Annotated in this window: 22 protein-coding genes and 1 pseudogene; 7 read left to right on the top strand and 16 right to left on the bottom strand. The window is 61.3% G+C overall.

Annotated elements, in window-relative coordinates; genetic code table 11:
* Window positions 1–289 (bottom strand): annotated as a pseudogene (locus AWB64_RS28335) (sugar ABC transporter substrate-binding protein); the annotation flags it as partial.
* Window positions 290–590: 301 nt separating this feature from the next.
* Between AWB64_RS28335 and AWB64_RS28330 the strand changes: the two are divergent.
* Window positions 591–1463 carry a LysR family transcriptional regulator gene (locus tag AWB64_RS28330; protein ID WP_060858733.1) on the top strand — a complete coding sequence of 291 codons (873 nt, stop codon included), beginning with the start codon at window positions 591–593 and terminating at the stop codon, window positions 1461–1463.
* 1 nt (window position 1464) lies between these two features.
* Here the strand turns inward: AWB64_RS28330 and AWB64_RS28325 are convergent, their stop codons facing one another.
* The 3 genes from AWB64_RS28325 to metE form a co-directional block, all read right to left on the bottom strand.
* The gene (locus AWB64_RS28325) at window positions 1465–2616 is read right to left on the bottom strand and encodes an MFS transporter (protein WP_060858732.1); all 1152 of its coding nucleotides are present in this window, start codon (window positions 2614–2616) and stop codon (window positions 1465–1467) included.
* Window positions 2613–3407: a DeoR/GlpR family DNA-binding transcription regulator gene (locus AWB64_RS28320; RefSeq protein ID WP_060858731.1), complete on the bottom strand. Its 795-nt coding sequence runs from the start codon at window positions 3405–3407 to the stop codon at window positions 2613–2615. Before AWB64_RS28320 ends, AWB64_RS28325 begins: the two co-directional genes overlap by 4 nt.
* Before the next feature lie 180 nt (window positions 3408–3587).
* Window positions 3588–5879 carry a 5-methyltetrahydropteroyltriglutamate--homocysteine S-methyltransferase gene (gene metE / locus AWB64_RS28315; RefSeq protein ID WP_060858730.1) on the bottom strand — a complete coding sequence of 764 codons (2292 nt, stop codon included), beginning with the start codon at window positions 5877–5879 and terminating at the stop codon, window positions 3588–3590.
* Between the two features lie 104 nt (window positions 5880–5983).
* Between metE and AWB64_RS28310 the strand changes: the two genes are divergently transcribed.
* On the top strand, window positions 5984–6895 hold the full coding sequence (locus tag AWB64_RS28310) for a LysR family transcriptional regulator (protein ID WP_060858729.1): 912 nt from the start codon (window positions 5984–5986) through the stop codon (window positions 6893–6895).
* Between the two features lie 44 nt (window positions 6896–6939).
* Here AWB64_RS28310 and AWB64_RS28305 read toward each other — a convergent pair whose 3' ends face one another.
* Complete coding sequence (locus AWB64_RS28305) at window positions 6940–8841, bottom strand: putative bifunctional diguanylate cyclase/phosphodiesterase (RefSeq protein WP_060858728.1); 1902 nt, start codon at window positions 8839–8841, stop codon at window positions 6940–6942.
* 258 nt (window positions 8842–9099) lie between these two features.
* On the opposite strand from AWB64_RS28305, the gene AWB64_RS28300 reads away from it, so the two are divergent.
* On the top strand, window positions 9100–9405 hold the full coding sequence (locus AWB64_RS28300; RefSeq protein WP_063493295.1) for a VF_A0006 family four-cysteine protein: 306 nt from the start codon (window positions 9100–9102) through the stop codon (window positions 9403–9405).
* Window positions 9406–9447: 42 nt separating this feature from the next.
* On the opposite strand, the gene AWB64_RS28295 is transcribed toward AWB64_RS28300, so the two are convergent.
* Window positions 9448–9909 (bottom strand): lysozyme inhibitor LprI family protein, encoded by a 462-nt coding sequence (locus tag AWB64_RS28295; protein WP_060858726.1) that lies wholly within the window; start codon window positions 9907–9909, stop codon window positions 9448–9450.
* A gap of 159 nt (window positions 9910–10068) precedes the next feature.
* On the opposite strand from AWB64_RS28295, the gene AWB64_RS28290 reads away from it, so the two are divergent.
* On the top strand, window positions 10069–10944 hold the full coding sequence (locus AWB64_RS28290; RefSeq protein ID WP_060858725.1) for a LysR family transcriptional regulator: 876 nt from the start codon (window positions 10069–10071) through the stop codon (window positions 10942–10944).
* Here the strand turns inward: AWB64_RS28290 and AWB64_RS28285 are convergent.
* The gene (locus AWB64_RS28285; protein ID WP_060858724.1) at window positions 10939–12426 is read right to left on the bottom strand and encodes an HD domain-containing phosphohydrolase; all 1488 of its coding nucleotides are present in this window, start codon (window positions 12424–12426) and stop codon (window positions 10939–10941) included. The two genes, AWB64_RS28290 and AWB64_RS28285, sit on opposite strands and share 6 nt — an antisense overlap.
* A gap of 155 nt (window positions 12427–12581) precedes the next feature.
* Here AWB64_RS28285 and AWB64_RS28280 point away from each other — a divergent pair, with 155 nt between their 5' ends.
* Together AWB64_RS28280 and AWB64_RS28275 are read left to right on the top strand one after the other, a co-directional pair.
* Window positions 12582–13361: an alpha/beta fold hydrolase gene (locus AWB64_RS28280; RefSeq protein ID WP_060858723.1), complete on the top strand. Its 780-nt coding sequence runs from the start codon at window positions 12582–12584 to the stop codon at window positions 13359–13361.
* 139 nt (window positions 13362–13500) lie between these two features.
* Complete coding sequence (locus AWB64_RS28275) at window positions 13501–13941, top strand: universal stress protein (RefSeq protein WP_063493292.1); 441 nt, start codon at window positions 13501–13503, stop codon at window positions 13939–13941.
* Between the two features lie 56 nt (window positions 13942–13997).
* Here AWB64_RS28275 and AWB64_RS28270 read toward each other — a convergent pair whose 3' ends face one another.
* The 3 genes from AWB64_RS28270 to AWB64_RS28260 all read right to left on the bottom strand — a co-directional run bounded on the left by AWB64_RS28270 (window position 13998) and on the right by AWB64_RS28260 (window position 17489).
* Entirely contained in the window at window positions 13998–15206 is a 1209-nt protein-coding gene (locus tag AWB64_RS28270; RefSeq protein ID WP_060858722.1) for a porin, read from the bottom strand.
* A gap of 74 nt (window positions 15207–15280) precedes the next feature.
* On the bottom strand, window positions 15281–16183 hold the full coding sequence (locus tag AWB64_RS28265; RefSeq protein ID WP_082850668.1) for an SMP-30/gluconolactonase/LRE family protein: 903 nt from the start codon (window positions 16181–16183) through the stop codon (window positions 15281–15283).
* 10 nt (window positions 16184–16193) lie between these two features.
* A complete protein-coding gene (locus AWB64_RS28260) occupies window positions 16194–17489 on the bottom strand; it encodes an MFS transporter (protein ID WP_060858720.1) in 1296 nt (431 codons plus the stop codon).
* Window positions 17490–18041: 552 nt separating this feature from the next.
* Between AWB64_RS28260 and AWB64_RS28255 the strand changes: the two genes are divergently transcribed.
* The gene (locus tag AWB64_RS28255) at window positions 18042–18659 is read left to right on the top strand and encodes an acyltransferase (protein WP_244164233.1); all 618 of its coding nucleotides are present in this window, start codon (window positions 18042–18044) and stop codon (window positions 18657–18659) included.
* Window positions 18660–18763: 104 nt separating this feature from the next.
* Here the strand turns inward: AWB64_RS28255 and AWB64_RS28250 are convergent, their stop codons facing one another.
* Genes AWB64_RS28250 through AWB64_RS28225 form a run of 6 tightly spaced genes read right to left on the bottom strand, consistent with a single transcriptional unit; the run spans window position 18764 to window position 25176 of the window.
* Entirely contained in the window at window positions 18764–19555 is a 792-nt protein-coding gene (locus AWB64_RS28250; RefSeq protein WP_060858718.1) for a phytanoyl-CoA dioxygenase family protein, read from the bottom strand.
* 37 nt (window positions 19556–19592) lie between these two features.
* Window positions 19593–20420: an ABC transporter permease gene (locus AWB64_RS28245; protein ID WP_060858717.1), complete on the bottom strand. Its 828-nt coding sequence runs from the start codon at window positions 20418–20420 to the stop codon at window positions 19593–19595.
* A 19-nt stretch (window positions 20421–20439) separates the two neighbouring features.
* Window positions 20440–21723 carry an ABC transporter permease gene (locus AWB64_RS28240; RefSeq protein ID WP_082850667.1) on the bottom strand — a complete coding sequence of 428 codons (1284 nt, stop codon included), beginning with the start codon at window positions 21721–21723 and terminating at the stop codon, window positions 20440–20442.
* Window positions 21724–21755: 32 nt separating this feature from the next.
* Entirely contained in the window at window positions 21756–22793 is a 1038-nt protein-coding gene (locus tag AWB64_RS28235; RefSeq protein WP_099050615.1) for an ABC transporter substrate-binding protein, read from the bottom strand.
* 28 nt (window positions 22794–22821) lie between these two features.
* Entirely contained in the window at window positions 22822–23991 is a 1170-nt protein-coding gene (locus AWB64_RS28230; RefSeq protein WP_060858715.1) for an ABC transporter ATP-binding protein, read from the bottom strand.
* 27 nt (window positions 23992–24018) lie between these two features.
* Window positions 24019–25176, bottom strand: coding sequence for an SRPBCC family protein (locus tag AWB64_RS28225; protein ID WP_060858714.1), 1158 nt, complete (start codon window positions 25174–25176; stop codon window positions 24019–24021).
* Between the last annotated feature and the right edge of the window lie 23 nt (window positions 25177–25199).

Raw genomic sequence — 25199 nt, 5'->3', positions numbered from 1 at the left:
TCGAGACGATCATCTGCTCGACAATGCGGATCTGGTTCGCGGTATCGGTTTCGTCCTTGATGCCGTTCGTGATGAGGGTGAACTTGTCGGTGTTATGCGCCTGATAATCCTTCGCGCCGGTTTCCATGGTCAGGAAAAACTCGTTCGCGAGCGACTTCATCACGAGCGCGACGGTGGGTTTTTTCGCCGTCTGAGCGAATGCCGATGAAACGGGCAGGAGCGAAGCTGCAGCAAATACTGCGGTTGCGGCGAGCACGCGGCGTCGGGCTTGATTGGGTTTGCGGGTCATGGAGTCTCCGGAGTCCGCTCTTCGGTCCGCCGTGCGGCAGCCGCGAGTCGTTTGGTCGTTAAATCGTTAATCGCTGGATCGCGAGATTTGCTCATTCGCCAACTTATTCGCCGCTTCAGGCGAGCACGCGGAACAAGCAATCTGAAAGGAAACCCAGGGTGGCATTTCCTTTGCCGCGAAGTGTCTGAAAGACCTTGGTCAAGCCATGAAGAGATGAGGCAAGGACGGTCTATCGAGGTCTAATGCTATCCTCGCGAATCGCGATATGCTACCTCTAAAATTGAAAGCGGGCGTTTCGAAAATGGAACACGTTGACTGGGACGATCTGCGCATCCTGCTTGCCATTGCGCGGGAAGGAACCATGCGGGCCGCGGCTTTGGCGTGCGACCTGAGCGCCGCCACGCTCTCGCGCCGGCTCACCGAACTCGAACGAAGATTAGGTGAACCCCTGATTGACCGCGTGCCGTCCGGCTGCACTGTGACGGCGTTCGGGCAGCAGGTCGTGACGTGGGCGGCGCAAATGGAAACCCTGGCGCATCAGATCGAACGCGCTGGCGACGTGACCGGTTCGCACGGTCTTGAAGGAACGGTGAGGATCAATGCCGTCGAATGGATGTCCTATATCCTGATGAAGCTGCTGGGCTCATTTCAGGAGCGGTTTCCGGGACTGGCAATCGAGGTGCTCACGTCGCAGCGCCCTTATAACCTTGCGCGTCGTGAAGCGGATATTGCAATCTGGTCGGAATGCCCGGACGAAGGCGATCTTTATGTGCGGCGCATTGGCAAGGTGCGCTTCGGGCTGTATGCATCGCGTGATTATTATTTGCGCCACAAGGTCGCGATCAAGAAGAGGGAGTGGAACAAGCTGTCGTTCGTGGGTTACGACGAGCGACGTGACGACCATCCCGCGGCGCGATGGCTCAAGAGCTTGCCAGGCGCACCCGAGCCGACTCTCAGATGCAGCTATCTCCTTGGCGTATTCGACGGCGTGCTGGGAGGCTCGGGCCTGGGCGTGCTCGCGCAACTCGCCGGCGATACAACCAGCGACCTAGTCTGCGTCGAACCGCATATCCGCGAACTCGATCAGGACGTGTGGATGGTGCTGCATCCGGCGCTTCGCGGGAGCGAGCGCATACGCGCGGTATCGAATCTGGTTGCGGATATTTTTCGATGATCTAGGCAACCGCCTTCTGCACCGCTTTTCTGCCTAACAGGCAAACAACCAGCGTTGCTATGACGAGCGCGCACAACGCAAGCCGCAAGCCAAGAAAACCTGCTGCAAAGCCGATCAACGGCGGTCCGACCAGGAACCCGGCGTAACCAGCGGTTGCCGCCATCGACACGCCTACAGCCGGCGTGGAAGTCGAGCGCCCGGCTGCGCTGAAGATAACCGGCACAATGTTCGCAAGGCCAATTCCCACGAGCGCAAAACCCACGCAAGCGCTCACCACGTTCGGATAACCCAGCACCAGCGCTAGCCCGAGCGCCGCGATCAAACCGCCGATTGCCACCACGACGCTTGACCCGAGCCGGCGCACGGAGACATCGCCGACAACCCGGCACGCCGCCATCGCAAACGCAAACGACGAATAACCGAGCGCCGCGGCGCTTGCCTGTGTGTCGAGTGCGGAGCGCAGGAACACCGCGCTCCAGTCGGCAACCGCGCCTTCGACCAGCATGCAGAGAAACGCAAGGCCGGCGAGCTTCATGACGGCGCCGCTGGGCAGGACAAAACCGCTGACCGCCTCTTTCACGCGAGGTCCGATATCCCTGAGCGCAAAGAAAGCGCCGCTCAAGATAAGCACCGCGATCACGGCGTCGGGAATCAGGAGGCCGCCGGCCGTACCTATGCCGCTGGCCTGAAGCGCCGCGCCAGATGCCGCGCCGAGCAAGCCGCCCACGCTCCACGCAGCGTGAAACGACGACATGATCGGTGCATGCCATTCGCTTTCTATGGCGCTGGCGTGTCCGTTCATCGATACATCGAGTGCGCCGTTTGCCGCGCCCAGTACAAAGAGCACCGCGCATAACAACGCGAAGTCCGGCACGAATGCGGGCAAGGGTAGCGCGATCACGAATGCCACGCCAAGCAGCGCGGTCACGCGGCCACTGCCAAAGCGCGGCGCAAGGCGGCCCGCCAGCGGCATGGCGACAATCGCGCCCAGGGCAAACGCGAACAACGCGAGGCCGAGCGCGGTATCGCTCAGGGACAAGGCTTCCTTGATACGGGGAACCTCGACGGCCCACGCGCCTATTCCCAGTCCATTGGCAAGAAACACCGCTGTAGTGGCGACGCGTTCGGAGACGGGTTTCACGATGGTTTTCATGAGCGCGCCACCATCACGTTGCCGCACAGGTTTTCAAATGCGCCAACGCGTTCGGCGGGTGCATCGGCTTCCAGAATCAGGTAGTCGATACCCGACGCGGGCGCGACAAAGTAGGGTGCCGCAGTCATCAGTTTCTCCGATGTCATGGCTATGGCGACCTGTCCGCTCGACTTCACCATGGCGCGTTTTAGTTCGGCTTCCTCAGCGTCGAATGCGGCGACGCCTTCCAATGGTTCCATTGCGCAGGCGCCCAGGAAGCATAGATCGGCCTTGATCTGCTGGACCTGCAGCAAAGCGGTGGAACCGGTCGATCCCGCGCCGCGCGGATTCATGCGTCCGCCGATCAGGATGACGTCGATACCCTCGCGATCCATCAGCCGCGAGCAGGCATCGGGCGAGTTCGTCACGACCGTGAGGCTGGCGTTATTGGGAAGTGCGGCTGCAATTGCCACGTTGGTCGAGCCGGCGTCGAGCAGGATGATCTGCCCCGCCCGGACAATGCTCGCAGCCGTTGCCGCGAGCAGCGCCTTGCGGTCGCCGGCTTCGCGCATGCGCGTGGACCCTGCGGACGATGCGGGCGACACGAGCAGCGCGCCGCCATAGACGCGCTTGCAGTAGCCGGCGTCGGCGAGGTCGCGCAAGTGGCGGCGAATGGTGTGTTCCGATGTGCCGAATTCCGCGGCCAGATCCGCGGCAAGCACGCGGCCGTGCGAACGCAGCCGCTCCAGTATCAGGGCGGCGCGTTCGTCGGGGAGAAGGGTGTCGGTGGCGTCGCGGCGAGTTCTTTGCATCGTTTGCTCGGTGTTTGCTCGTTCGATCTAATCGATCATGAATGAGCATAATGTAGCGTAAACGAGCAAGAGAGTACAAATTTTTTGAGCTTGAAACAGCACCCGGCCGCGAGAATGGCCGGGCCGCGCGCCTGCCGGGGTTAATTCCGGAAGGCGCGCGCCCGGCAGACGGGATTGCCCTCAGGCAGAAGCGCGCAGCATCCGGGCGGCCGCCACCATGTTCGTCAGCGCCGGAATGACTTCTTCCCACTGGCGCGTTTTCAGCCCGCAGTCGGGATTCACCCACAACCGCCGCGCCGGAATGCGCTCGGCGGCCTTCTTTATCAGTTGCACAATGTGCTCCTGTGTCGGAATGTTCGGCGAGTGAATGTCATATACGCCAGGCCCGATCTCGTTCGGATAGTTGAAGTTGTCGAACGCGTCCAGCAACTCCATGTCCGAGCGCGAGGTCTCGATGGTGATCACATCGGCGTCCATGCCGGCAATCGACGCAATGATGTCATTGAACTCCGAATAGCACATGTGCGTGTGGATCTGTGTCTCGTCCTCCACGCCATTGGCCGTGATTCGAAAAGATTGCACAGCCCAGTCGAGATATTCCTGCCACTCGGACTTGCGCAGCGGCAGGCCTTCGCGCAACGCGGCTTCGTCGATCTGGATCACGCGCACGCCGGCCTTTTCCAGGTCCAGCACTTCTTCGCGGATAGCGAGTGCAAGCTGATAGCACGAGACCGAACGCGGCTGATCGTCGCGCACGAAGGACCAGTTCAGGATAGTGACCGGCCCGGTGAGCATACCTTTCATCGGCTTGCTGGTGAGCGATTGCGCGTATTTGATCCAGTCGACGGTCATGGCCTTCGGCCGGCTGATGTCGCCAAAGAGGATGGGCGGCTTGACGCAACGCGAGCCGTACGACTGCACCCAGCCGAACTGGCTGAACGCATAGCCGTCGAGCTGTTCGCCGAAGTATTCGACCATGTCGTTGCGTTCGGCTTCGCCGTGCACCAGCACGTCCAGCCCCAGGGATTCCTGTTCACGCACGCTGCGCTCGATCTCGGCCTGCATGGCGGCCTTGTAGCCAGCTTCATCGAGCGCGCCGTTCTTGAAACGGTTGCGCGCGTGGCGGATCTCGCTGGTTTGCGGAAACGAGCCGATGGTCGTCGTGGGATAAGCCGGCAGGTTCAGCAAGAGCGCCTGCTTGCCGGCGCGCGCCGTATAGGCGTTCTTGCGTTGACCCAAGGCCGGACTTATCTTCGCAAGCGCCGCCTTGACTGCCGGATTGTTCACGCGAGGTGAAGCGCGGCGTTCGGCAATGGCGGCGGCATTGACGGCCAACTCGGCCTTGACGGCGTCACGGCCGCGATTCAGCGCGGTTGCCAGCAGCTTCAGTTCACCCAGTTTTTGCAATGCGAAGGCGAGCCACGAACGGACTTCCGCATCCAGCTTCCGTTCGCTGTCGAGATCCACCGGCACATGCAAAAGCGAGCAGGACGGTGCAATCCACAGGCGTTCGCCGAGTTGCTTCGCGACCGGTTCGAGCCAGTCGAGCACGCTCGAAAGATCCGTTTTCCAGATGTTGCGGCCATTGATCACGCCAAGCGACAGCACGCGGTCTTGCGGCAATTGTTCGATGACCGCATCGACTTCGGCACGCGCATTGATCGCGTCGAGATGCAGGCCTTGCACGGGCAGCTTGCAGGCGAGGGGCAGATTGTCGAGCAACTGGCCAAAGTAGGTGGCGAGCAGCAGTTTGACCCGGCCTCGGGCAAGCGCCTGATATGCGGTGACATAGGCTTGCTGCCACTCGGCGGAAAGTTCGGTCACGAGGATGGGTTCATCGACCTGAACCCATTCGACTCCGTGCTCGGCCAGCGCGGCGAGCAATTCGGCATAGACCGGAAGCAGGCGCGGCAGCAGGGCGAGCTTGTCGGAATCGTCCTTGGCCTTGCCGAGCGCCAGATAGGTCACCGGACCAATGATTACGGGCTTCGCCTTGAAGCCTTGAGCCCTCGCTTCGCCCAGTTGTTCCAGCAGGCGTGCCGGATCGAGCTTGAATTCCGTGTTCGCGCTGAACTCGGGAACGATGTAGTGATAGTTCGTATCGAACCATTTGGTCATCTCACCCGCCGCGACGCCGCCGCAGCACGCGCCGTGGTCTTCAGCGTTCTTGGCCGAGCGGCCGCGCGCCACGCGGAAGTAATTATCGAGGCTGTCGCCGTGAAAACCGTGGACGCGCTCCGGCAGGTGGCCCAGCGTGAAACTCATGTCCAGCACCTGGTCATAGAAAGCGAAATCGCCCACCGGCACGAGGTCGAGATTCGACTGGTCCTGCCAATGGCGGCGACGCAACGCGGCGCCCCGCAGTTTCAGTTCTTCAAGCGGGGACTCGCCTTTCCAGTAGGACTCGAGTGCGAATTTAAGCTCGCGCATCGCGCCGATGCGAGGGAAACCCAGGTTGTGTGTCGTGACCATTGATATGCCGCTCCTGAAATGAACGGCCCGATCATAGTTCGCACGGTCCATGAAATATAATGGTCTTTTCTCATCGATCGATTAGTTCCTTTCATGGATTCCGTATGCTCGAACGAACCCATCTAGCCATCATCCGGGAAGTGGACCGCCAGGGCTCGCTCACCGCGGCCGCGAACGTGCTGTGCCTGACACAGTCGGCGCTCAGCCACACGGTCAAGAAGATGGAGCAGCAACTCGGCACGGCTGTATGGAGCCGCGATGGACGAAACCTGCGGCTGACGCAGGCCGGGCAATACCTGCTCGCCCTTGCGAACCGCGTGCTGCCGCAGATGGAACACGCGGAAGAACGCATGAAGCAATTCGCGCTGGGGCAGCGCGGCACGCTGCGCATCGGCATGGAATGCCACCCGTGTTATCAGTGGCTGCTCAAGGTTGTGTCGCCTTATCTCGCGCGCTGGCCCGATGTCGATGTCGACGTGAAACAGAAATTCCAGTTTGGCGGCATTGGCGCGTTGTTTGGCTATGACATCGACATACTGGTTACGCCCGACCCCTTGCGAAAACCCGGCTTGCGCTTCGAACCGGTGTTCGACTACGAGCAGGTGCTGGTGGTGGGACGGCAACACAGGCTGGCCGGCGCGCCGTTCATCCTCGCTGATGAACTGGCGGACGAGGTCCTGATCACCTATCCGGTCGAGACAGACCGCCTGGATATCTACAACCAGTTCCTGATGCCGGCGAATGTCGTGCCGAAGCGGCACAAGGTCATAGAAACCACGGACATCATGTTGCAGATGGTCGCGAGCGGACGCGGGGTGGCGGCGTTGCCGCGATGGCTGGTCGAGGAATATGCGAACAAGGTCGCGGTCAGCGCCGTTCGGCTCGGCGCAAAAGGCATTGCCAAGCAGATTTTCCTGGGCGTCCGGGAAACGGATACGGCCATTGATTACCTGACGGCGTTCGTGGAACTGGCGCGCGAGTCCGACTGGAACGCAACGGACATCGCACGGGCATAAAGCGACGCATGCGTGAAATGGACACGCAATGCAAGTCCTTCATTTCACGCCGCCGCAATGCGTTCATTGCGTTCCGGCCGTCCAAGAAAGAATCCTTGCGCGCTCGTGCATCCGCATTTGCGCACGAACGCCAGTTGCTCGTCGGTTTCGATGCCTTCAGCCGTCGTGGGAATGCCGATCTCGCGCGCGAGCGCGACGATGCCGCGCACGACAGCCGCCGATTCCCGCCGGTGCACGGACTCACGCACGAAGGAGCTATCGATCTTGAGGGTATCGAAGGAAAAGCGGCACAAGTTCGATAACGTCGAAAACCCCGTGCCGAAGTCATCGAGCGCGAGACCGATGCCCATTGCGCGCAGCCGTTCCACGTTGCGTCGCGTTGGTCCATCGTCGCTCATCAGCACGGTTTCCGTCACCTCTATATTCAGCCGCGAAGGCGGTAAGCCGTATTCGCGAAGTACCGAGGCCACGGTGTCCGCGAACGATTCCTCGCGCAACTGAACCGGCGAGACGTTCACCGCGACGACCACCGGTTCGCGCCATCTCGCGGCTTCCTCGCAAGAGCGCCGCAGCACCCAGTCGCCAAGCGGCAGGATCAGTCCCGTGCGCTCGGCAATGGGAACGAACGTGGCGGGAGCCAGCTCGCCGCGCGTGGGATGGGTCCATCGGACGAGGGCTTCGCGGCCAGTCGTGATGCCGCTCGCGAGATTGACGATTGCCTGGTACTCCATGCGCAAGCCGCTGCCAAAGGCCTGAAGCGCGCCTTCCAGGTCGCTGCGCAGGAGGCTCAGGCTGTCGTCGGACGCGTGCGCCTGGGCATCGAACACGGCAAACGCGCTTTTGCCGCTGCGCTTCACCGCATAGAGCGCGCGGTCCGCGCAGATCAGCAACTGCGGCCCAGTGTCGCCATGCTCGGGATACTGCGAAATGCCGACGCTCGCGCCAATGCGCACGAGCGCGTCATTGAGCACGAAAGGCCGGGCAAGCGTCTTGACGATCTGGTCCGCGAGCAGCCGGATTTCCTCGCTCAGCGAGGCATCGTTTGCGATGGCGACAAATTCGTCTCCCGCCAGACGCCCGACAATATCGCCCTTGCGCAGGACCGCCCGCAAGCGCCTGGCCGATTCCTGCAGCACGAGGTCGCCTGCGGCGTGGCCAAGGCTGTCGTTGATCGCCTTGAAGCCGTCGAGATCGATCAGCAACACGGCAAACGATCCAGGGCGCAGCGCCGGTTCGGCATCGGTACGGTTGATCAGCAGTTCGCTGATGCGCGCGCGGTTGGGCAGGCCCGTGAGGCTGTCGTGGCGCGCCAGCCGATTGCTGGTTTCCTGCGCGCGCAGCATGGCGACCGTGTCCTTGTTGCTGCGTACTGCCACGGTGAAGAATCCCGCTGCGCAAAACGGCGCCTGGAGCAGCAGCACGATTTTTCCCGTGCCGGGCGAGAGCGCCGCGCCGAGGCTGAGCAACGCGAAGATGATCGATATCTGGATCATCACGAGCCGCGGCGTGCCGGCATTGCGCCCGGCCAGTCCGCCGACCACACCGACCGCACAGACGTTGCCCAGCAAAAAGAGCGTCTGGTCACCGCTGATATTGCAGAGCAGCGCACCAATTCCAAGGAGCACGCTCCATAAAATGCTCGCGGCCAGGAAAAACGATGTGGGCGTCGGCTCGTTGCGCTCGCTGCGCCGGCAGCAGACGGCAATCAGCGACAGGCGCAAGGCCAGCACCACGAGCACCGCGAGTGTCCATGCCAGGTAGCGTGCGCCCGGATGGAGATATAAGGCCGTCACGCAGACACTGAGCTCGCAGATCGATGCCATGACAATCGAGGTTGTCCTGGTAAAAAGATTCGAAAGCAGGATCTGCCGGTTTTCAGTGCTCAGGTCTTGAGCCGATCCCACGAGCCATTTGAAGAATGGCGACCTCGGTTCGCTAAACGCCATGGAGTGCGCAATATGAGTGGTTATATGGTTAGCGGCGCGTCTGGCATTTTCTGATGTCGATTATCCCGTGATTACAGGTTGCGCTTAATAAAAATCTATTCTGACGTTTGCGTAAGGTGCGGGGCGCCGCGCAGTCCGGGCAGCGATATATAGGTGGATCGACGGCGAAGGTACTATGTGCGGCAGGGCAATGGCAAGCACATGTGCGGTGTTGGCGGCGAACGTAATGCATGCATTTTTTTACTCAAGGATAAGAAAATGAAGCAAGGCATTGGCTTACTCGTTGCACTGAGCTTGACGCTCCTGACGTCAGGCGCCGCAATGGCGTTCGACGAAGACGCGTCCTATAACCAGTGTGTGTTGCAAAGCCTGAAAGGGGTGAGAAGCAACTATGCAACGGACCTGATCACCGCGTCGTGCCGCAAGCTTTATAAAGAAAGCGCGTTCCTCAACAACAACGAGAAGAACTATCGCGTTTGTCTGTTGCAGAACCTGCAAGGCGCCGAGAACGATTACGCGTCGCAGCAGATCATGGCGGCTTGCGGACGGCAAAACGGCCGTTGATGGATAGCCGTTTTTTGCCAGAAATACTACGGGGCGTTCGTGTCAGTGCCCGTCAACCGACATCACGCCCAGATAGGACTCCAGTCTCAGTGCGCGGTCGCGCGTGAGGGACATGCCTTCTTCTTCCTGTATCGGTACGTACATCGTGCCCTGGCGCGTCGCGAAGATCGCCGATTGAGTCGATAGTTCGGTGTCGCGAAAAGTCAGCCAGCTTCGTTGCGACGCCTTCAGCTTTTGTGCGGGAACGGTGGGAAGTGTCTTCAACAGGCTTTGATACGCAACGTTCAGCCTGCGATCAAAAGCCTTGTAGGCGACCGAATAACACTCCGACATGTCCGCGGTGGATACGGTCTTCGGATTGTTGAGGCAGGCGTCCAGTGCCTCGGAGGTCTTGTCGCGGGGTTCTGCCGGCGCAGCGAATGCGGATGCCGCCGCGCACATGCCCGAGATCAGGACCAGCGGCGCGAGCCATCGGCTGGTTTTATGCAAGAGCGTGGTGATCATCCGGGAAAAATAGGGTGACGTGAGGGATCGTTATTTTGCCCTTAAAACCGGCATTGGATATGACATGCAAACTGGCTGCCAATATCTGCCGTAGCGCATTTCAGGCGATGATAGATTTACGCACACCCTGGAACCCCACTGGACTGACGGACAAGTTGCATGCGACCTTATCTCCCTCTGAATGCGCTGCGGGCGTTCGAATCGTCCGCGCGGCACCTGAGTTTCACGCGGGCGGCGCTCGAACTGAACGTGACGCAGGCTGCGGTCAGCCAGCAGGTCAGATCGCTGGAAGAACGGCTTGGCACGGCGCTTTTCAAGCGTTTGCCGCGTGGACTCGGCATGACGGACGAAGGCCTCGCGCTACGCCCCGTGCTGACCGATGCGTTCGACCGGATCGAAGCCGTGCTCAAGCAGTTCGATGGCGGCCATTTCCACGAAGTGCTCACGGTGGGCGCGGTTGGCACCTTCGCGGTCGGATGGCTGATGCCGCGGCTCAAGTCGTTCCGCGCCGCGCATCCTTTCATTGAATTGAGGCTGCTCACGCATAACAATCTGGTCGATCTGGCCACCGAAGGACTCGACTTCGCGATCCGGTTTGGCGACGGCACGTGGCCCGGTTCGGTCTCGACCAAACTGCTTGACGCGCCGCTCGCCATCCTGTGCTCGGCGGACATCGCCGCACGGCTGGACAAGCCCGAGGCCCTCGCCAACGAGACCTTGCTGCGTTCGTACCGGGTCGATGACTGGACACGCTGGTTCGCCGCCGCCGGCATTGCGCCGCGAACACTGCGCGGCCCGGTATTCGATTCATCGCGATTGATGGTGGAAGCGGCCATGCAGGGCGCGGGCGTCGCGCTCGCGCCCGCAGCCATGTTCGAGCGGGAACTGAACACAGGCGCGCTGGTTCGCCCGTTCGACATCGAGGTCAACGCGGGCAGTTACTGGCTCACGTCGATGAGAGGAAAAAGCACGACACCCGCCATGGTGTCCTTCAGCAACTGGATTGCCGCCGAGGTCACGGCAGCCCGCTCATAGGAAGCCCATGCCCGACGCCTTGAGCGTGGCGGCGGCGCGCGTCGAACATTCGAGCTTGCGGAACACGCTTTCCACGTGCGTGCGCACCGTGCTCGGACTCAGTTCCAGTTCGCGCGCGGCTTCCTTGTTGCTCGCGCCGCGGCTGATGGAGCGCAAGACATCGATTTCGCGTGCGGACAAACGCACCGCTTGCGGCCGCGCGTCATAACGCGGGCGTCGAGGCTGCGCTGGACCCGACGCAAGCAGTGCATCAACCACAGCGGCGTCGAAGCGTCCTTGTGCCGTTTCGGCGCGCATGAGTTCGGCGGCCGCGCCCGGACTCATGGCTTCACGCCACGGACGCGGCGAGCGCAGCGCGACCCACGCCGCCGCTGCCGCCAGCACGCGTGCTTCGAGCGGCAGCGCCGCATTGCCCGCGCTGCGAAAATAGCCCGTGCCGTCGAGCCGTTCATAGGCGAACGAGGCCAGCTCGGCCGCCTGTTCGAGCGTGCCCGTCTGCTTGCCGGCCCGCGAGGTCCAGTACGGCACGAGCCTCACTTTCTCCCACGCCGATGCCGACAGCCGCCCCGGCATGTTCCAGAGCGCGTTGGGCACGGCCGCGCGCCCGATGCCATGGATCAGCCCCGCGCGGTAGACGCGCTCTTGCGCGTCGTTATCGAGAGAAAGACGCGCGCAGCAAGTTGCGGCCGTCGCGGCGACTTCGCGCGAGAAGCCCGTCATCCACGGCAGTTTCAGGTCGATCACATCCGCGATGAGTTCTGGCGACGTGACCTGCTGCATCTGCGGCGTCAGCAGCGCTTCGTCAATCTCGCCGGGTTGCAGTGCATCGAGCGCGTTCAGCCAAGTCCCGGCATGCCTGGACACAAGCGCGGCAAGCCGGGCGGGATACCGGATGTCAGCCCGATGCGCGATCAGCGCGAGCGCGCGGTCGAGCCCGTACACGCGGCTGAAGATTTCGATATCGCCTGCCAGCGCCACCATGAACACCGGCGCGGGAACCTGCGGTCCCGCCATTCGTGCCGGCAGGCCCTGGCCGTCCCACGCTTCGAAGATGTGGCGCAGCGTGGTCTCGGTTTCGTGCGCGAGGCCGAGCATGCGCGCGACCTCGCCGGAGACTTCGCAATGAATCTGCGCAAGCGGCTGAATGGTGGCGCCCAGACCGCCCGGTTGCGCATGCAGCGGCTCATCCCAGTCGGGACGATTCGCGAGCATGGCTTCGCGGCCGGCGATGTCGTCGCCGAGCGCATCGGCGAAACCGGATGCGTTGGCCGTGCAGCCCGACCATCGGAGCAACGACGCCTCGCGCGCGGTGGCGCAACCGGCGGCGTCCGTTCCTGCCGCCTGCGCAAGTTGCAGCGCAAGCCACGCCGTGCGCAGCGAGTGGTCGGTCGGCTGTCCCATGCTGAGATCGCCGATAAAGGCGAGCGCCTTGACGGCGTCGAATGCGCGGATGTCAGAACGCGCGGAACGGTCGCTCTGCATGAGTTCGATGTCTCCGGAGATAAGGCGCACAAGGGCGAAACTTCAGGCCGTCACTATACGCGAGGCTTTCAGGGTCGGTCATTCAACCGATACCGCCCGCCGCCTTCGTCTGGGAAAGTAACGGCTCATATCGACCCACACAAGGAAATCACATCATGAACAATCTTCTTAAGAAAGTCCTCGCGTCCGCCATGCTGCTCGGCAGTCTGTTTGCAGTGCCCGCGGTCCACGCTGCTCCCGTGCAGGACCTGAAGGGCACGAACGTGGTGCTGGTGCACGGCGCATTCGCCGATGGCTCCAGCTGGAACAAGGTGATCCCGCTGCTCGAAGCGCGCGGTCTGCATGTGGTCGCGGTCCAGAACCCGCTGAGCTCGCTCGCCGACGACGCCGCCGCGACCCAGCGCGCAATCGAGCAGCAAAACGGGCCGGTCGTGCTGGTCGGTCATTCGTGGGGCGGCGTGGTGATCACGCAGGCCGGCAACGACGACAAGGTCAAGGCCTTGGTCTACGTCGCCGCTTTCGCGCCCGACAACAATACGTCGATCAACGACATGCTCAAGGGCAAGCCGGCGCCGGCCTGGGCGAGCCAGTTGCAGAAGGACTCCGGCAACTACTTGACGCTTTCCACCGACGCCGTCATTCATCAGTTCGCGCAGGATCTGCCGGTGCCGCAGGCGCGCCTGATCGCCGCCACGCAAGGTCCGTGGGCCGCGAGCGCGACGGACGACAAGGTGAGCACCGCCGCGTGGCACTCGAAGCCGTCGTGGTTTGTCATCGCCGATAAAGATCACATGATCGATCCGCATCTGCAAGCGGCCATGGCCGCGCAGATTGGCGCCACGGTCACGCACGTGAATTCGAGCCACGTGGCGATGGTGAGCCAGCCGAACGCGGTGGCGGCGGCGATCATCGCGGCGGCAACCAAGGTGCATTGATTGCATTGGATGGGCCAGGGTCGCACGATGCGGTTTGATGCGTAGTGGGAATTTTTTCGACGGCGCGGGTGGAATTTTCCCGCGATCCAGGGCGTTATCCGAACGAACCGCAGCAAGGCGGGAACCATCGGAGCCTGGAATGTTTGACTATCGGCGCATCCTGACGTGCTACGACGGCACGGCGGAGATGACGGCGGCGTTGCATCACGCAACGTCGCTGGGAAAATCCCTGGCGGCTGAGTTGCACGTGCTGGTTGTCATCGATACCGCCGCCATGGTGGCGTCCACGCTCGGCATGCCGTCCGAAGGCGCTTATCTGAACATCGAGCATGCGGCGCGCGAAACGCTCAGGCGCGGACTCGATCTCGCCGAGGAACGCGGCATGGACGCGCACGGGCACATTGCGATCGGCAATATTGCGGACAACGTGCAGCATTATGCGCAAGCGTTGCACGCTGATTTTGTGGTGCTGGGGCACAGGCGGCGCTCGGCGTTTGCGCGCATTTGGCACGGCCCCGCACCGCATCAGACGCTGATAGGGCGGTGTGGGGCAAGTGCTGTGATTACAGTAACGGTTTAAAAAGCGGCGGCCCTGGCGTGGGCGCGCCGCTTTTTCACGCGTGCGTACTACGCCAATCAGAACCGGTGAATGATGCCCACGCCTGCCGCAAACTGACTCGGCGACGAAGATGGCGCGGACTGGAAGCCATCGCCAATCGCCGACGTTGCATTGATGATGCTTACGCCGTTGGTGCCGAGCGTCTTGCCGTTCGCGCGCTGATAGGCCTGCAATGCATAGAGGCCAGTGCGCTTGGACAACGAATAGTACTCGGACAAGTTGAACTGCTGGTATTGCGCCGAACTGGTAATGCCGTTGGCCTTCGTCGCGCGCGTGTAGCTGTAGCCCGCCGCAAGGTCGATGAGGGTAACCGGCTTCCAGTGCACCACCGCGCCGCCCGTGTTGAAAATGGCCGTTGTCTTAAAGCTCGAATTGATCCCGGGAATGTATTGCACGTTCGAATACGAGAACGTGATATCGAAAGCCGGCGTGAAGGTATAGCCGCCAGCCACGGCAATGCGCTGCTGCGCCTGCGCAGTCTGGTACCCGTTGGTCACTGCCGATACACCCGATTGTCCCGCCGAGTTAGTGGTGGAATCCGCGCCGAATGCGCCGCCGCCCGGCGTCGAGTTGTTGATGCGCGTGATGCCCGCCGCAATGCCGAACGGACCAGTGGCATATTGCATCGCGCCGCTCCACGTCGAGCCCTGGTTCACGCTGCCCGGAACGCCCGCGAACGAATAGGAGCCGCTGATCGTGACGCCATAGAATTTCGGCGACGTGTAGACCAGCGAATTATTCGCGCGATAAATGGTATCGAGTTCATCCAGGTCGCCCGGATGCGCGCCGAACGCGCCTGTCAGCCACGTGGTCGGGCTATAGGGCGCAAGGAGCGTGTAGTAAGACGTGTACTGGCGGCCTGCCGTAAACGTACCGTAGACAGGGTTCGTCAAGCCGACCCACGCCTGGCGGCCGAACATGGCGTTAGTGTACTGCTGGCCGCCTGTCGCCGAGTTGAAACCCGACTCGAGCTGGAAGATGGCCTTGTTGCCGCCGCCCAGGTCTTCGGCACCCTTGAGGCCGAAGCGGCTGCCTGCCCAGACGCCCGGAAGCATCTTGACGTTGGAGCGTCCGCCGGAGTTCGACCCAAGCGACGCCTGGCTGCTCTGATACGTGATCGAGTCGTCGATAATGCCGTACAGCGTCACGCTGTTCTGCGCAAAGACCGGTGAGGCGAGGGTGGCAAGGCCGATGAGAACGGCTTTGCTGGCGTGGCGTGACTGCATGGAATCTCCTCTTTTTATATCGATGATTGCGGCTTGGCCAGCAGTGTCGCGGCCCGTTTTTTTGCTACCTGCTCTCATAGCAATCCTGAATATCCGCACTCCGGCGTGCCACATATGCCAGGCCGCACCGCGAGCAGATGACCGTCGAGTTCGCTGGCGCCGGTCGCCGGGCGTATGGACGTAATGAAAAGCGTGTCGAGGTCGCGGCCGCCAAAGGCGCACATCGAAGGCTTGCTGACCGGTAATGGCAGCGTGCGGTCGAGCGCGCCATCGGGCGCGAAGCGAAGCAGAGCGCCCGCGTCGTTGGCGCAGGTCCAATAGCAGCCATCGGCGTCGATCGCAGCGCCGTCAGGACGGCCGGTGAAACGGTTTAGATCGGCGAAGACGCGGCGATTGTCGGGTTCGCCCGTGTCCGTGTCGTAGTCGAACGCCCATACGACGCGACGCGACGCATGCGAGTCGGAGAGGTACATGGTCGTGCCTTGAGGTGACCATGCGAGTCCGTTCTGCACGATCAGATCGCGCACCACGGGCGCTGACAATGTACCGCTCGCGTCGTATCTATATAAACTGCCCGCCGGGTTGGACGCTGCCATGTCCTGCACCATCGTGCCAGCCCAGAAGCGGCCCTGGCGATCACAACGGCCGTCGTTGAAACGCATGCCGGGAAAGGGGAAATCGGGCGCGGCGAGCCGCTCGAACGTCATTGCCCCTGCGCTCGATAAAGTAACCGCAAAGAGCCCCGTCTCGCAGCCAGCCAACACCGTGCCGTTACGATCGAACGTGATGCATGCCACTTGTTCCGGCAATACCCAGTTCGTGCGCGTGCCGGTTTCCATGTGCACGCGGGCAATCGTGCGCGCCGGAATATCGACCCAGTACAACGCTTGGTCGGCTTCATGCCATACCGGACTCTCGCCGACTTGCGCCGGGGTTTGACCGGCTGCCTCGACACGTTCCACGCGCGCTGTGTTCATCGATGCATTGCTACGCATTGGCCGGGCGCGTGACGGTTGCGTCGGCGGGGCGATTGACCAGCGCCGGGCGAACCAGCGTCCAAAGCAGCACCACGCCGATCAGATCGCCAAATCCGAGCGCCACGAAAAACGGCGCATAGCCAATGGTCGAGACCAGCGCGCCGATCACGAGCGTGAAGCTCAGGTTGCCAATCCCCGCCGATAACCCCGCGAACCCCGTCACGGTAGCCACTTCGCGGCGCGGGAACAGGTCGGCCGACATTGAAATGACGGTGACCGACAACGTCTGGTGCGCGAAGCCGCCAAGGCAAAGAAGGAAGATCGCCGTGGCCGGCTCCTTCACATACCCCACGCCCGCCATTGCCGTCATAACAAGCGCACCCAGCGTGAAGACCATGCGCTTGCCGTTGATCACCGAGACGTTGAAGCGCTTGTTCAGGAACATGGAGATCGTTCCGCCCATCAGGCAGCCGATATCCGCTGCGACGAACGGCAACCACGCCGTCATGGCTATGGCCTTCAGGTCGAAGCCGCGCGCCTGATGCAGGTAGAGCGGCATCCAGAACACTAGCGTGCCCCACACCGGGTCGGCGAAGAAACGCGGCAACGCGATGCCCCAGAAATTGCGCTGGCTGAAGATCTGGCGCAGGTTGGGTTTTGCGCCGTTATCGGAGAGTTCGGCGTGTTCGCCTTCCACTATGTAAGCCGCTTCCTTCTGCGTGAGCGACTTGTGTTCGTTAGGATGACGATAGAACATGATCCAGAGCGCGGCCCACACGAGGCCGAGGCAACCTGCGATCACGAAAGCCATTTCCCAGTTGTACTTGAGGATCGACCATGCGATGAGCGGCGGTGCGGCAATGGCACCTATCGATGTACCGATGTTGAAGATTCCCGCTGCAAGCGCGCGTTCGCGTGCCGGGAACCAGAACGCCGCCATGCGCATGCCGGCCGGGATAAACGATGCTTCCGCAAGTCCGAGCAAGCCGCGCAGCACAAACAGCCCGACCCAGCCGCTGGCAAAGCCATGACCGATGCACACGATCGACCACATGACGCCGCATAGCAGAAAGCCGAAGCGCAGGCCGACGCGGTCCATGAGATAGCCGGTGACCGGCGCGCCGATGGGGTACATCACGAGAAAGGCGCCGGTGATCCAGCCGTATTGAGCGGTGGTGATATGAAGGTCGGCCATGACCGTCGGAGCGGCGACGCTCAGGGAACTGCGCGCGAGGTAGTTCATGACCGTGCCGAGTGTGAGCAGGCCGATCATCCACCAGCGCAGGCCTTTTAGTTTTATTGCCATGTCGGTGTCTCCGTGTCGTTGTTGTCTGACCAGACATTGCGTGGACGTAAGGTACGTTACGTAATGTGAACGCATCGTATGTCAGATGACTTAGCACGCGCAACAGGGAGGGACTCAGCGTTTACGCCAGCCATATTTAACCGAAATCTGGCATGAGGATGGCGAAAATGTTGGTAAAGCCAGGAGAGGCGGGGTCTAAGGCGTTTTAAGGCCAGTGCAGTTAGTTAGCAATATGAAATGACGTCATACAAGTAAGGGAAACCGATAAGTACCGTTAGGACAGTTCCGGCGTCCGACCCGCTTGATTGCGAGTTGCAGGATCGACGGACGCCAGGCACCGCATCATTTGGCCCCGTTTTGGCGATGCTAACATGCACGCTGCTAGAACATCAGATGTCATCACAGACTCGATTTGGATTAACGGCCAACCTCGCGTGTACCGGTCAATGATGCGCAACGACCGGACACTCCAATGCAATTCAATAAGCGTGTTTCGATATTTTGTTACAGAAAGTATCGCTTGGCCGCAATCACGCGCGTTGTGATCAGAATATGATTCGAATCACCCTCGCGAGGGTGAAGTTTGCCATTCAAAATGGACACAGGATGAAAAAGGCATTTGTCAGTGGATTATCCAGATTCAAGCGCCTGCTTGTTGGCCTGTCGCTGAAGGCGGATAACGTTGGTTATGAAAGTCCGCCGGTCTTTTCGGGAAAATGGCCGAAAATCACGAATAAAGGGCGTATTTATATTGCCCGGAATTGCTCTTTCCGTTCGTTCCGCACACGCCAGCACATCACGGTGACCAAGGACGCAATACTGGAAATCGGACGAAACACGTTCATGAACGACGGTGCGAATCTTTGCGCCACCCTGTCTGTCAAGATCGGCAGGAATTGCAAGATCGGCGATATGGCTTATATCTTCGACACCGATTTTCATCAGGTTTCGCCGCAACATCCAGCCAAGCGCGCGCCTATATCAATCGGCAATAACGTCTGGATTGGCGCGCGCTCCACCATATTGGCCGGCGCGGATATTGGCGATCACGCTGTCATCGCGGCTGGTTCCACGGTCGTGGGAGAAATCCCGGCAAAGACGCTTGCCGGCGGCTCTCCGGCGAAAGTAATCCGGGCGCTGGATGTTCCGGACGATTGGGTCAGAGATTAATGGTCCGAATGACTTATTACCACTAGTCAAAATCGGCCATTATCCAGACAGAAAGGCGCTTATCTCGAAGTAGAATAAAAACTGGTATTTTCGGGAGCACGCCTTCAAACAATAAAGGGAAATTCGATTTCCGGCTGTGGATCACCGTGCTTGTATCTGCTCATTAGTTCCGGATAAGGCGGCGACGTTTCACCCCCGCGATCGACAAAACGCGCGCCATCGCCCAGCCATCTGAACGACACCACCCGGCGCGACTGCTGTCCCGCCAGATTGCCGGGCGCGCCGTGCACGGTGTGGAAGTTGAATGCAATGGCGTCGCCCGGTTCCAGATTCCAGCCGAGAATCTGATAATCGCCACGGTTTGCATCGATATCCGGCAACTCCTCGAGCCGCTCCGACTTGTGATCGTAGGCAACTCCGCTGAACTTGCGCGGCCGGAACAACTTGCCCCACTTGTGCGATCCCGCCACGAACTCCACGCACGTTTCGCGCGGTACGGGATCAAGCGGAATCCACAGGCTCACGGCCTGATTCGCGCTCACGCAGTAGTAGGGTTCGTCGTGATGCCACGGCGTGAGCTTGGCCGCGCCCGCTTCCTTCACGAGCACATGTTCATGGAAGATGCGAGCGCGCTGCGAGCCCATCAACGCCTGCGCAACAGAGGCGGCCGTGCTGTGCTCGACAAAATCCCTGAACGGCTCGATGCGCTGCCAGTTGCAGTAATCGCCGAAGAAACGGCCTGAGGTTTTCTCGGGCGTGTAGTTCCTGAACGATGGTCCCGGATGCGTTGCGTTGTATTCCACGCCTTCGCGCAACGCTTCCATCCAGTCCGTGAACAACCCGCGCAACACAACCGCGCCGTCACGATCAAACGCTTCCCGTTCTGCCGCCAGCATGGTGTTCTCCTTTGACGTTGATGGGCTTTCCCTCGAATCACGCGCCCGGCAGCGCGGCTGCGGCGCCGCGTCCGCGCAGCCAGTTGATGCTGCTGAAAAGCGCAACCGCGAACAGGATCAGCATGGTCGCGACCGCGAGAATCGAGGGATCGATGGAATCGCGAATGCCGCTCCACATCTGCCGTGGCACGGTCCGCTGATCCGGGCCGCCAATAAACAGGATCACGATGACTTCGTCAAAGGAAGTCGCGAAAGCGAACACGCTGCCCGTCGCCACGGCGGGCAGGATCAGCGGCAAGGTCACGCGGCGAAACGCGGTCCATGGCGTGGCGCCAAGGCCTGACGCTGCGCGAATGAGACTTTGATCGAACGAAAGCAGGGAAGCCGTGACGGTGATCACCACGAAGGGCGTGCCGAGCGCCGCGTGCGCCAGCACCACGCCAACGTACGAATTCACCAGCCCCAGCGGCGCGAACACGAGATAAAACCCGGCAGCCACGACCACGATGGGAATGATCATCGGCGAGATGAGCAGCGGCATGATGACCGCGCGAAACGGAAAGTTGGAGCGGCTCAGCCCGAGCGCGGCAAGCGTGCCGAGGCACGTTGCCAGCAGCGTGGACGCCGCCCCGATGCCAATGCTGTTCACAAACGCGCGCTGCCAGTCGCTGCTGCCTAGCGCCTTCGAATACCAGTGCAGCGAGAAGCCCTGCATGGGATACGAGAAGTACGCGCCCGAGTTGAACGACAGCGGCACGATTGCAAGAATCGGCGCGATCAGGAAGAACAAAATCAGCGCGCAATGCAGGCGCAACCACCTGGACGCAATGCGCTCGGATAGCACGAGATGTCGCTGGCTTTGCATGATGACGTCTTCCCTGGTACTAGCCAAAGCGCAACCGGTCGATACCGACAAGCCGGTTGAACACGAAATAGAACACGGCCGTGAAGATCACGAGATACGCCGACAACGCGCCCGCCAGGCCCCAGTTGAGTTGCTCGTTGGTTTGCGCGGCGATGAGCTGGCTGATCATTTCGTCGCCCGCGCCGCCGAGCAGCGCGGGCGTGATGTAGTACCCGAGCGCCAGCACGAAGACCAGAAAGCAACCCGCGCCGACACCCGGCAGCGTCTGCGGCATGTAGATGCGAACGAACGCCGTCACCGGATGCGCGCCAAGCGATTGCGCCGCGCGCATGTAGACCGGAGACACGCCTTTCATGACTGAGTAGATGGCGAGGATCATGTAGGGCAGCAGGATATGCGTCATGCCGATCAAGACGCCCGTGCGGTTGAAAAGCAGCGGCAGGGGATGACTGACGATTCCCGAACTCACCAGCAGGCTGTTGATCACGCCGCTCGGTTGTAGCAACACGTACCACGCGGTCGTACGCACGAGCAGCGAGGTCCAGAACGGCACGATCACCAGCAGCATCAGGCGGTTGCTTTTCGCGGGCGGCAGCGTGGCGAGCAGATACGCGACCGGATAACCGAGCACAAGGCACAGCAATGTCACGGAGGCGCTGATCCACACCGTGCGCGCAAACGCGCTCAGGTAGACAGAGCTGTCTGCGGGAAGAGATTTGATCGCGCCGCCGGACGTGACTTCGGAATCCACGGCGGTCAGCAGGTAATCGGGTGTTGGAGAAACCGCCGAGCGCTTCAGATAACGCCATATGTCATGCGTGCCCCAACGTGCATCGAGTTCGATCAACGCAGGTTTCCATGCGGGTGGCGCGGTCTCCGGCAGCTGACGGGCGGTCTTCATCAGCAGGCTGCGAAACTCGGGCAGGTAGAAATTCATGCGCCGCGCGACCGGGCCGAGCTGGCCTTCCTGAGACGTCCGCCGCATGTCGGCGGCGAGCAGGGCGAAGGTGCGTTCGTCGGGCACGCCTTCGCCGTTCCATGCATTGAGCGCCTGCGACAGCGCTGGCAAATTCGCCGGCACTTCGTGGTTCACCACGCTCCTTGAAAGCAGGATCGCAATAGGCGCAATGAACGTGGCGAGCAGGAACAGCAGCAGCGGCAGCGCGAGCAGGAGTGCTTGGGCCGACGCTCGCCGGCGCGTCCTGTCATAAGCTGCGCGGCCGCCCGCACCGGGGTCGGCGCCGGCATCGGCCCCGGTGCGCGCAACGCCTGCTTCAGCCGGTTCCCGCAGATTGCTAGTCACAGTCACGGTCACGGTTCGCCTTGCCAAATTATTTACTGGGTCAGCCAGACCTGGAAGCGCTTGTTGATCTGGTCGGCGTTATCGGCCCAGAAACTCGCATTGATCTGCACTGCGCGCTTGAAGTTGGCGGGCGCGGTGGGCAAGTCGTTCAGGCGGGCTTTATCGATAAGCGGGATCGAGTCCTTGCGCGGCGGCGCGTAGGCAATGTACTTCGTCAGGTCAGCATAGCTTTTTGCAGTCGATGCGGACACGATGAACTTCGCCGCGGCGTCGGCGTTCTTCGCGCCTGCCGGAATGCCCCACCATTCGAAGTCGTAGACCTGGCCGTCCCACACCGATTCGAACGGCTTGTGATCCTTGTGCACGGCGTCGTCAATGCGGCCGTTGTAGGCCTGCGTCATCACCACCGCGCCGTCCGAAAGCAGTTGCGGCGGCTGCGCGCCGGCTTCCCACCAGACAATGCTCGACTTGATGGTGTCGAGCTTCTTGAATGCACGATCCACGCCGGCGGGCGTGCCGAGCACCTTGTAGACATCGGCGGGTTTGACGCCGTCGGCAAGCAGCGCCCATTCCAGCGTCACCTTCGGCGACTTGCGCAGGCCGCGCTTGCCGGGGTACTTTTTCAGGTCGAAGAAATCGTTGATCGAGGTCGGCGCGGTCTTGAGCTTGGTCGTGTCGTAAGCGTAGACCGTGGACCACACCATGGCGGCGACCGCGCAATCCATGATCGAGCCGGGAATGAATGCGCTGGTATTGCCCAGCGATTTCTTGTCGATTTTTTGCAGCAAGCCTTCGTCGCAACCGGTGATCGCGTCGTTTGATTCGAGGTCGATCAGATCCCACGTCGGGTTCTTCGCTTGCTCCATGGCGGACAATTTGGCGAGGCCTCCATCGTACGATTCGGTCGAAAAGCCGATGCCCGTAGCCGCCGTGAACGGCTCGAAGAACGCCTTCTTCGCGGCGGCTTCATACGCGCCGCCGAAGGTCACGACCGAGATTGTTTCGGCTGCAAACGCGCTGGCCGAAAACAGCGCGGCCGTCGACAGTACAAGCCCGGCGATGCCCGTCATACCGGTTCGGATAAGTTTGGTTTTCATGTCAGTGGACTCCTGCGGTGAGGGACGGAGCGAGGCCGTGGCTTGCGGTTACGGCCGTTGCGAGGATCTTGCAGTCGTCGTGGCGCCATGCCACGGCGGTTGCACTGCCAAGAGACGGAAGATCGTGATGCTGCGTATTGGGTACTTTGACAATCAGGCTGTCGCCTGTGCCCTGTTTCCCAAGTTTCAGGTGAACGCGGTGGTGGTCGCCGCAATACACGAGTTCTTCCACGCGCGCGGTCACCGTGTTGGTGCCGGTATTCGCACGCGACATGCTCTGAATGTCTTCTCCCGATGCAATGTGCGCGCGCTCCGGGCGCAGCGCCAGCATTGCTTCCTCGCCGTTGCGCAAGCCGCGTCCGCAACGTCCGCGAATCACCGCGCCATCGGGCAATATCAGGGTGGCCCACTCCGGGTCCTGATCAAGCACGCGTCCCATCAAGCCGTTGTTCTCACCCACAAAGTTCGCGACGAATGCGTTGTGCGCGTTCTCATAGAGTTCCGTTGGCGTTGCTGCCTGCTGGATACGGCCATCGGAGAAAACGGCCACGCGATCCGACATGGTCAGCGCTTCGGCCTGGTCGTGGGTCACGTAGACCACGGTCAAACCGAGTTCGCGATGCAGCCGCATGATCTCGTATTGCATGGTTTCGCGCAGGCGCTTGTCGAGCGCGCCGAGCGGCTCGTCCATCAGCACCACGCTCGGCTCGAATACGAGCGCGCGGGCCAGCGCCACGCGTTGCTGCTGGCCGCCGGATAACTGCGACGGACGGCGCGCCGCGAGGTGCGGCAACTCGACCATATCCAGCGCGCGCTTTACACGCGCCTTCTGCTGGGTCTTGTCCATGCGCCGCACGGACAGGGGAAACGCGACGTTCTGCTCGATCGTCAAATGTGGAAACAGCGCGTAGTTCTGGAACACCATGCCAATGTCGCGCTGGTGCGGCGGCTTGTCGTCGAGACGTTTCCCGTTCAGGCGAATCTCGCCCTGCGTCGCCGACTCGAATCCCGCAAGCATCATCAGCGTAGTGGTCTTGCCAGATCCGGACGGCCCGAGCAACGAGACGAACTCGCCCTTGGCGACATCGAGGTCGAGGCCTTCCACGACGTAATGAACGCCGTCATATGTCTTGCTCACGCCCGCGAAGGAGATGAAGGAGTGCGTTGACATCGTGTCGTGCCGTGAGAGTGTTGAGGATCAGGCGAGCGGTTGCGCGACGTGTTGGGCCAGATACCGCGCGAAATCGTAATTGGGCCTTTCCAGATGACTCAGGTGTCCCGGCCTGGCAAGCGGCGCGCCCACACCGCGAAACACGGCCTGCACGCCGCGCCGGTCTTCTTCGTTGACCGCATCGAGCAATGCCTTGAGCGTGGTCATGTATTCGGCCGCCTTTGGATCCGCGATGAACTCGGGCGCAAGGCCGCCGCCAAAGCGGATATGAACGCGCCCGGTGCCGACCGGCTGCAGCACGAGATACCAGAAGTATCCTGGCGTCAGCGTAACGAGGTGCGTCGGATAGATCGCGAGCAGCGCGGTCGTCTTGCGCCAGTGACCTTCAAGCCGGCGATTGTCAGGATGCGCCTGGCCAATGGGCAACGATGCTTCCTTCGTGATCCAGTGATAATTGAACGCGTCGCTGCCGGGCGGACATTCCATTTCTTCCAGGCGTGAATGTGGTCCGACGGTCGCCCGGTGCAGCATGGGCAGGTGATAGCTCTCCATGAAGTTTTCGGCGAGGATTTTCCAGTTGGTGTCCCACACATGTTCTTCGTAGAACGTTTCCTTATAGTCGGCCATGCCGTAGCTGGAAATCAACTCGGTAAGACCCGCAAGCTTCTCTGCGACCGGCGGCGCGCCGGCGTTGAGCGTCACGTAGATCCAGCCTTCCCAGACCTCGCACCGGACCGATGGCAAACGATAGTTCTCCTTGCAGAACCCGCTTTGCCGATCCATCATTGGCGCACCGCTCAATGCGCCGTCAAGCGTGTAGTTCCATGCATGATAGGGACAGACGATTCGGCGTGTGTTGCCGCGGCCTTCGAGCAGCACCGACATGCGATGCAGGCAGACATTGGAAAACGCCTTCAATTCCAGCCTCTCGTCGCGCAAGACCACGATCGGCTGACCATCGATATCCGCCGTGAGATAGTCGCCCGTTTCGGCAATCGCACTCGCCCGGCCAACGCACAGCCATTCGCTGCGGAAAATATTGGCTTGCTCGAGCGCGAGAAAATCCGCCGAAGTGTAGACGGCGGGCGGCATGGAACGCGCGTCGCTGAAGGGACGGTCGCAACTGGCCTGCAACTGACGGACGATCTCGAACCCCGCGCTCGACGCTGCCGTTGAAGATTCCATCGCGCCTCCCTGTCTATTCAGTG

The sequence above is a fragment of the Caballeronia sordidicola genome, assembly GCF_001544455.2.
In the GTDB taxonomy this organism is placed as follows: domain Bacteria; phylum Pseudomonadota; class Gammaproteobacteria; order Burkholderiales; family Burkholderiaceae; genus Caballeronia; species Caballeronia sordidicola.
This window is presented reverse-complemented; position numbering and strand designations above follow the sequence as displayed.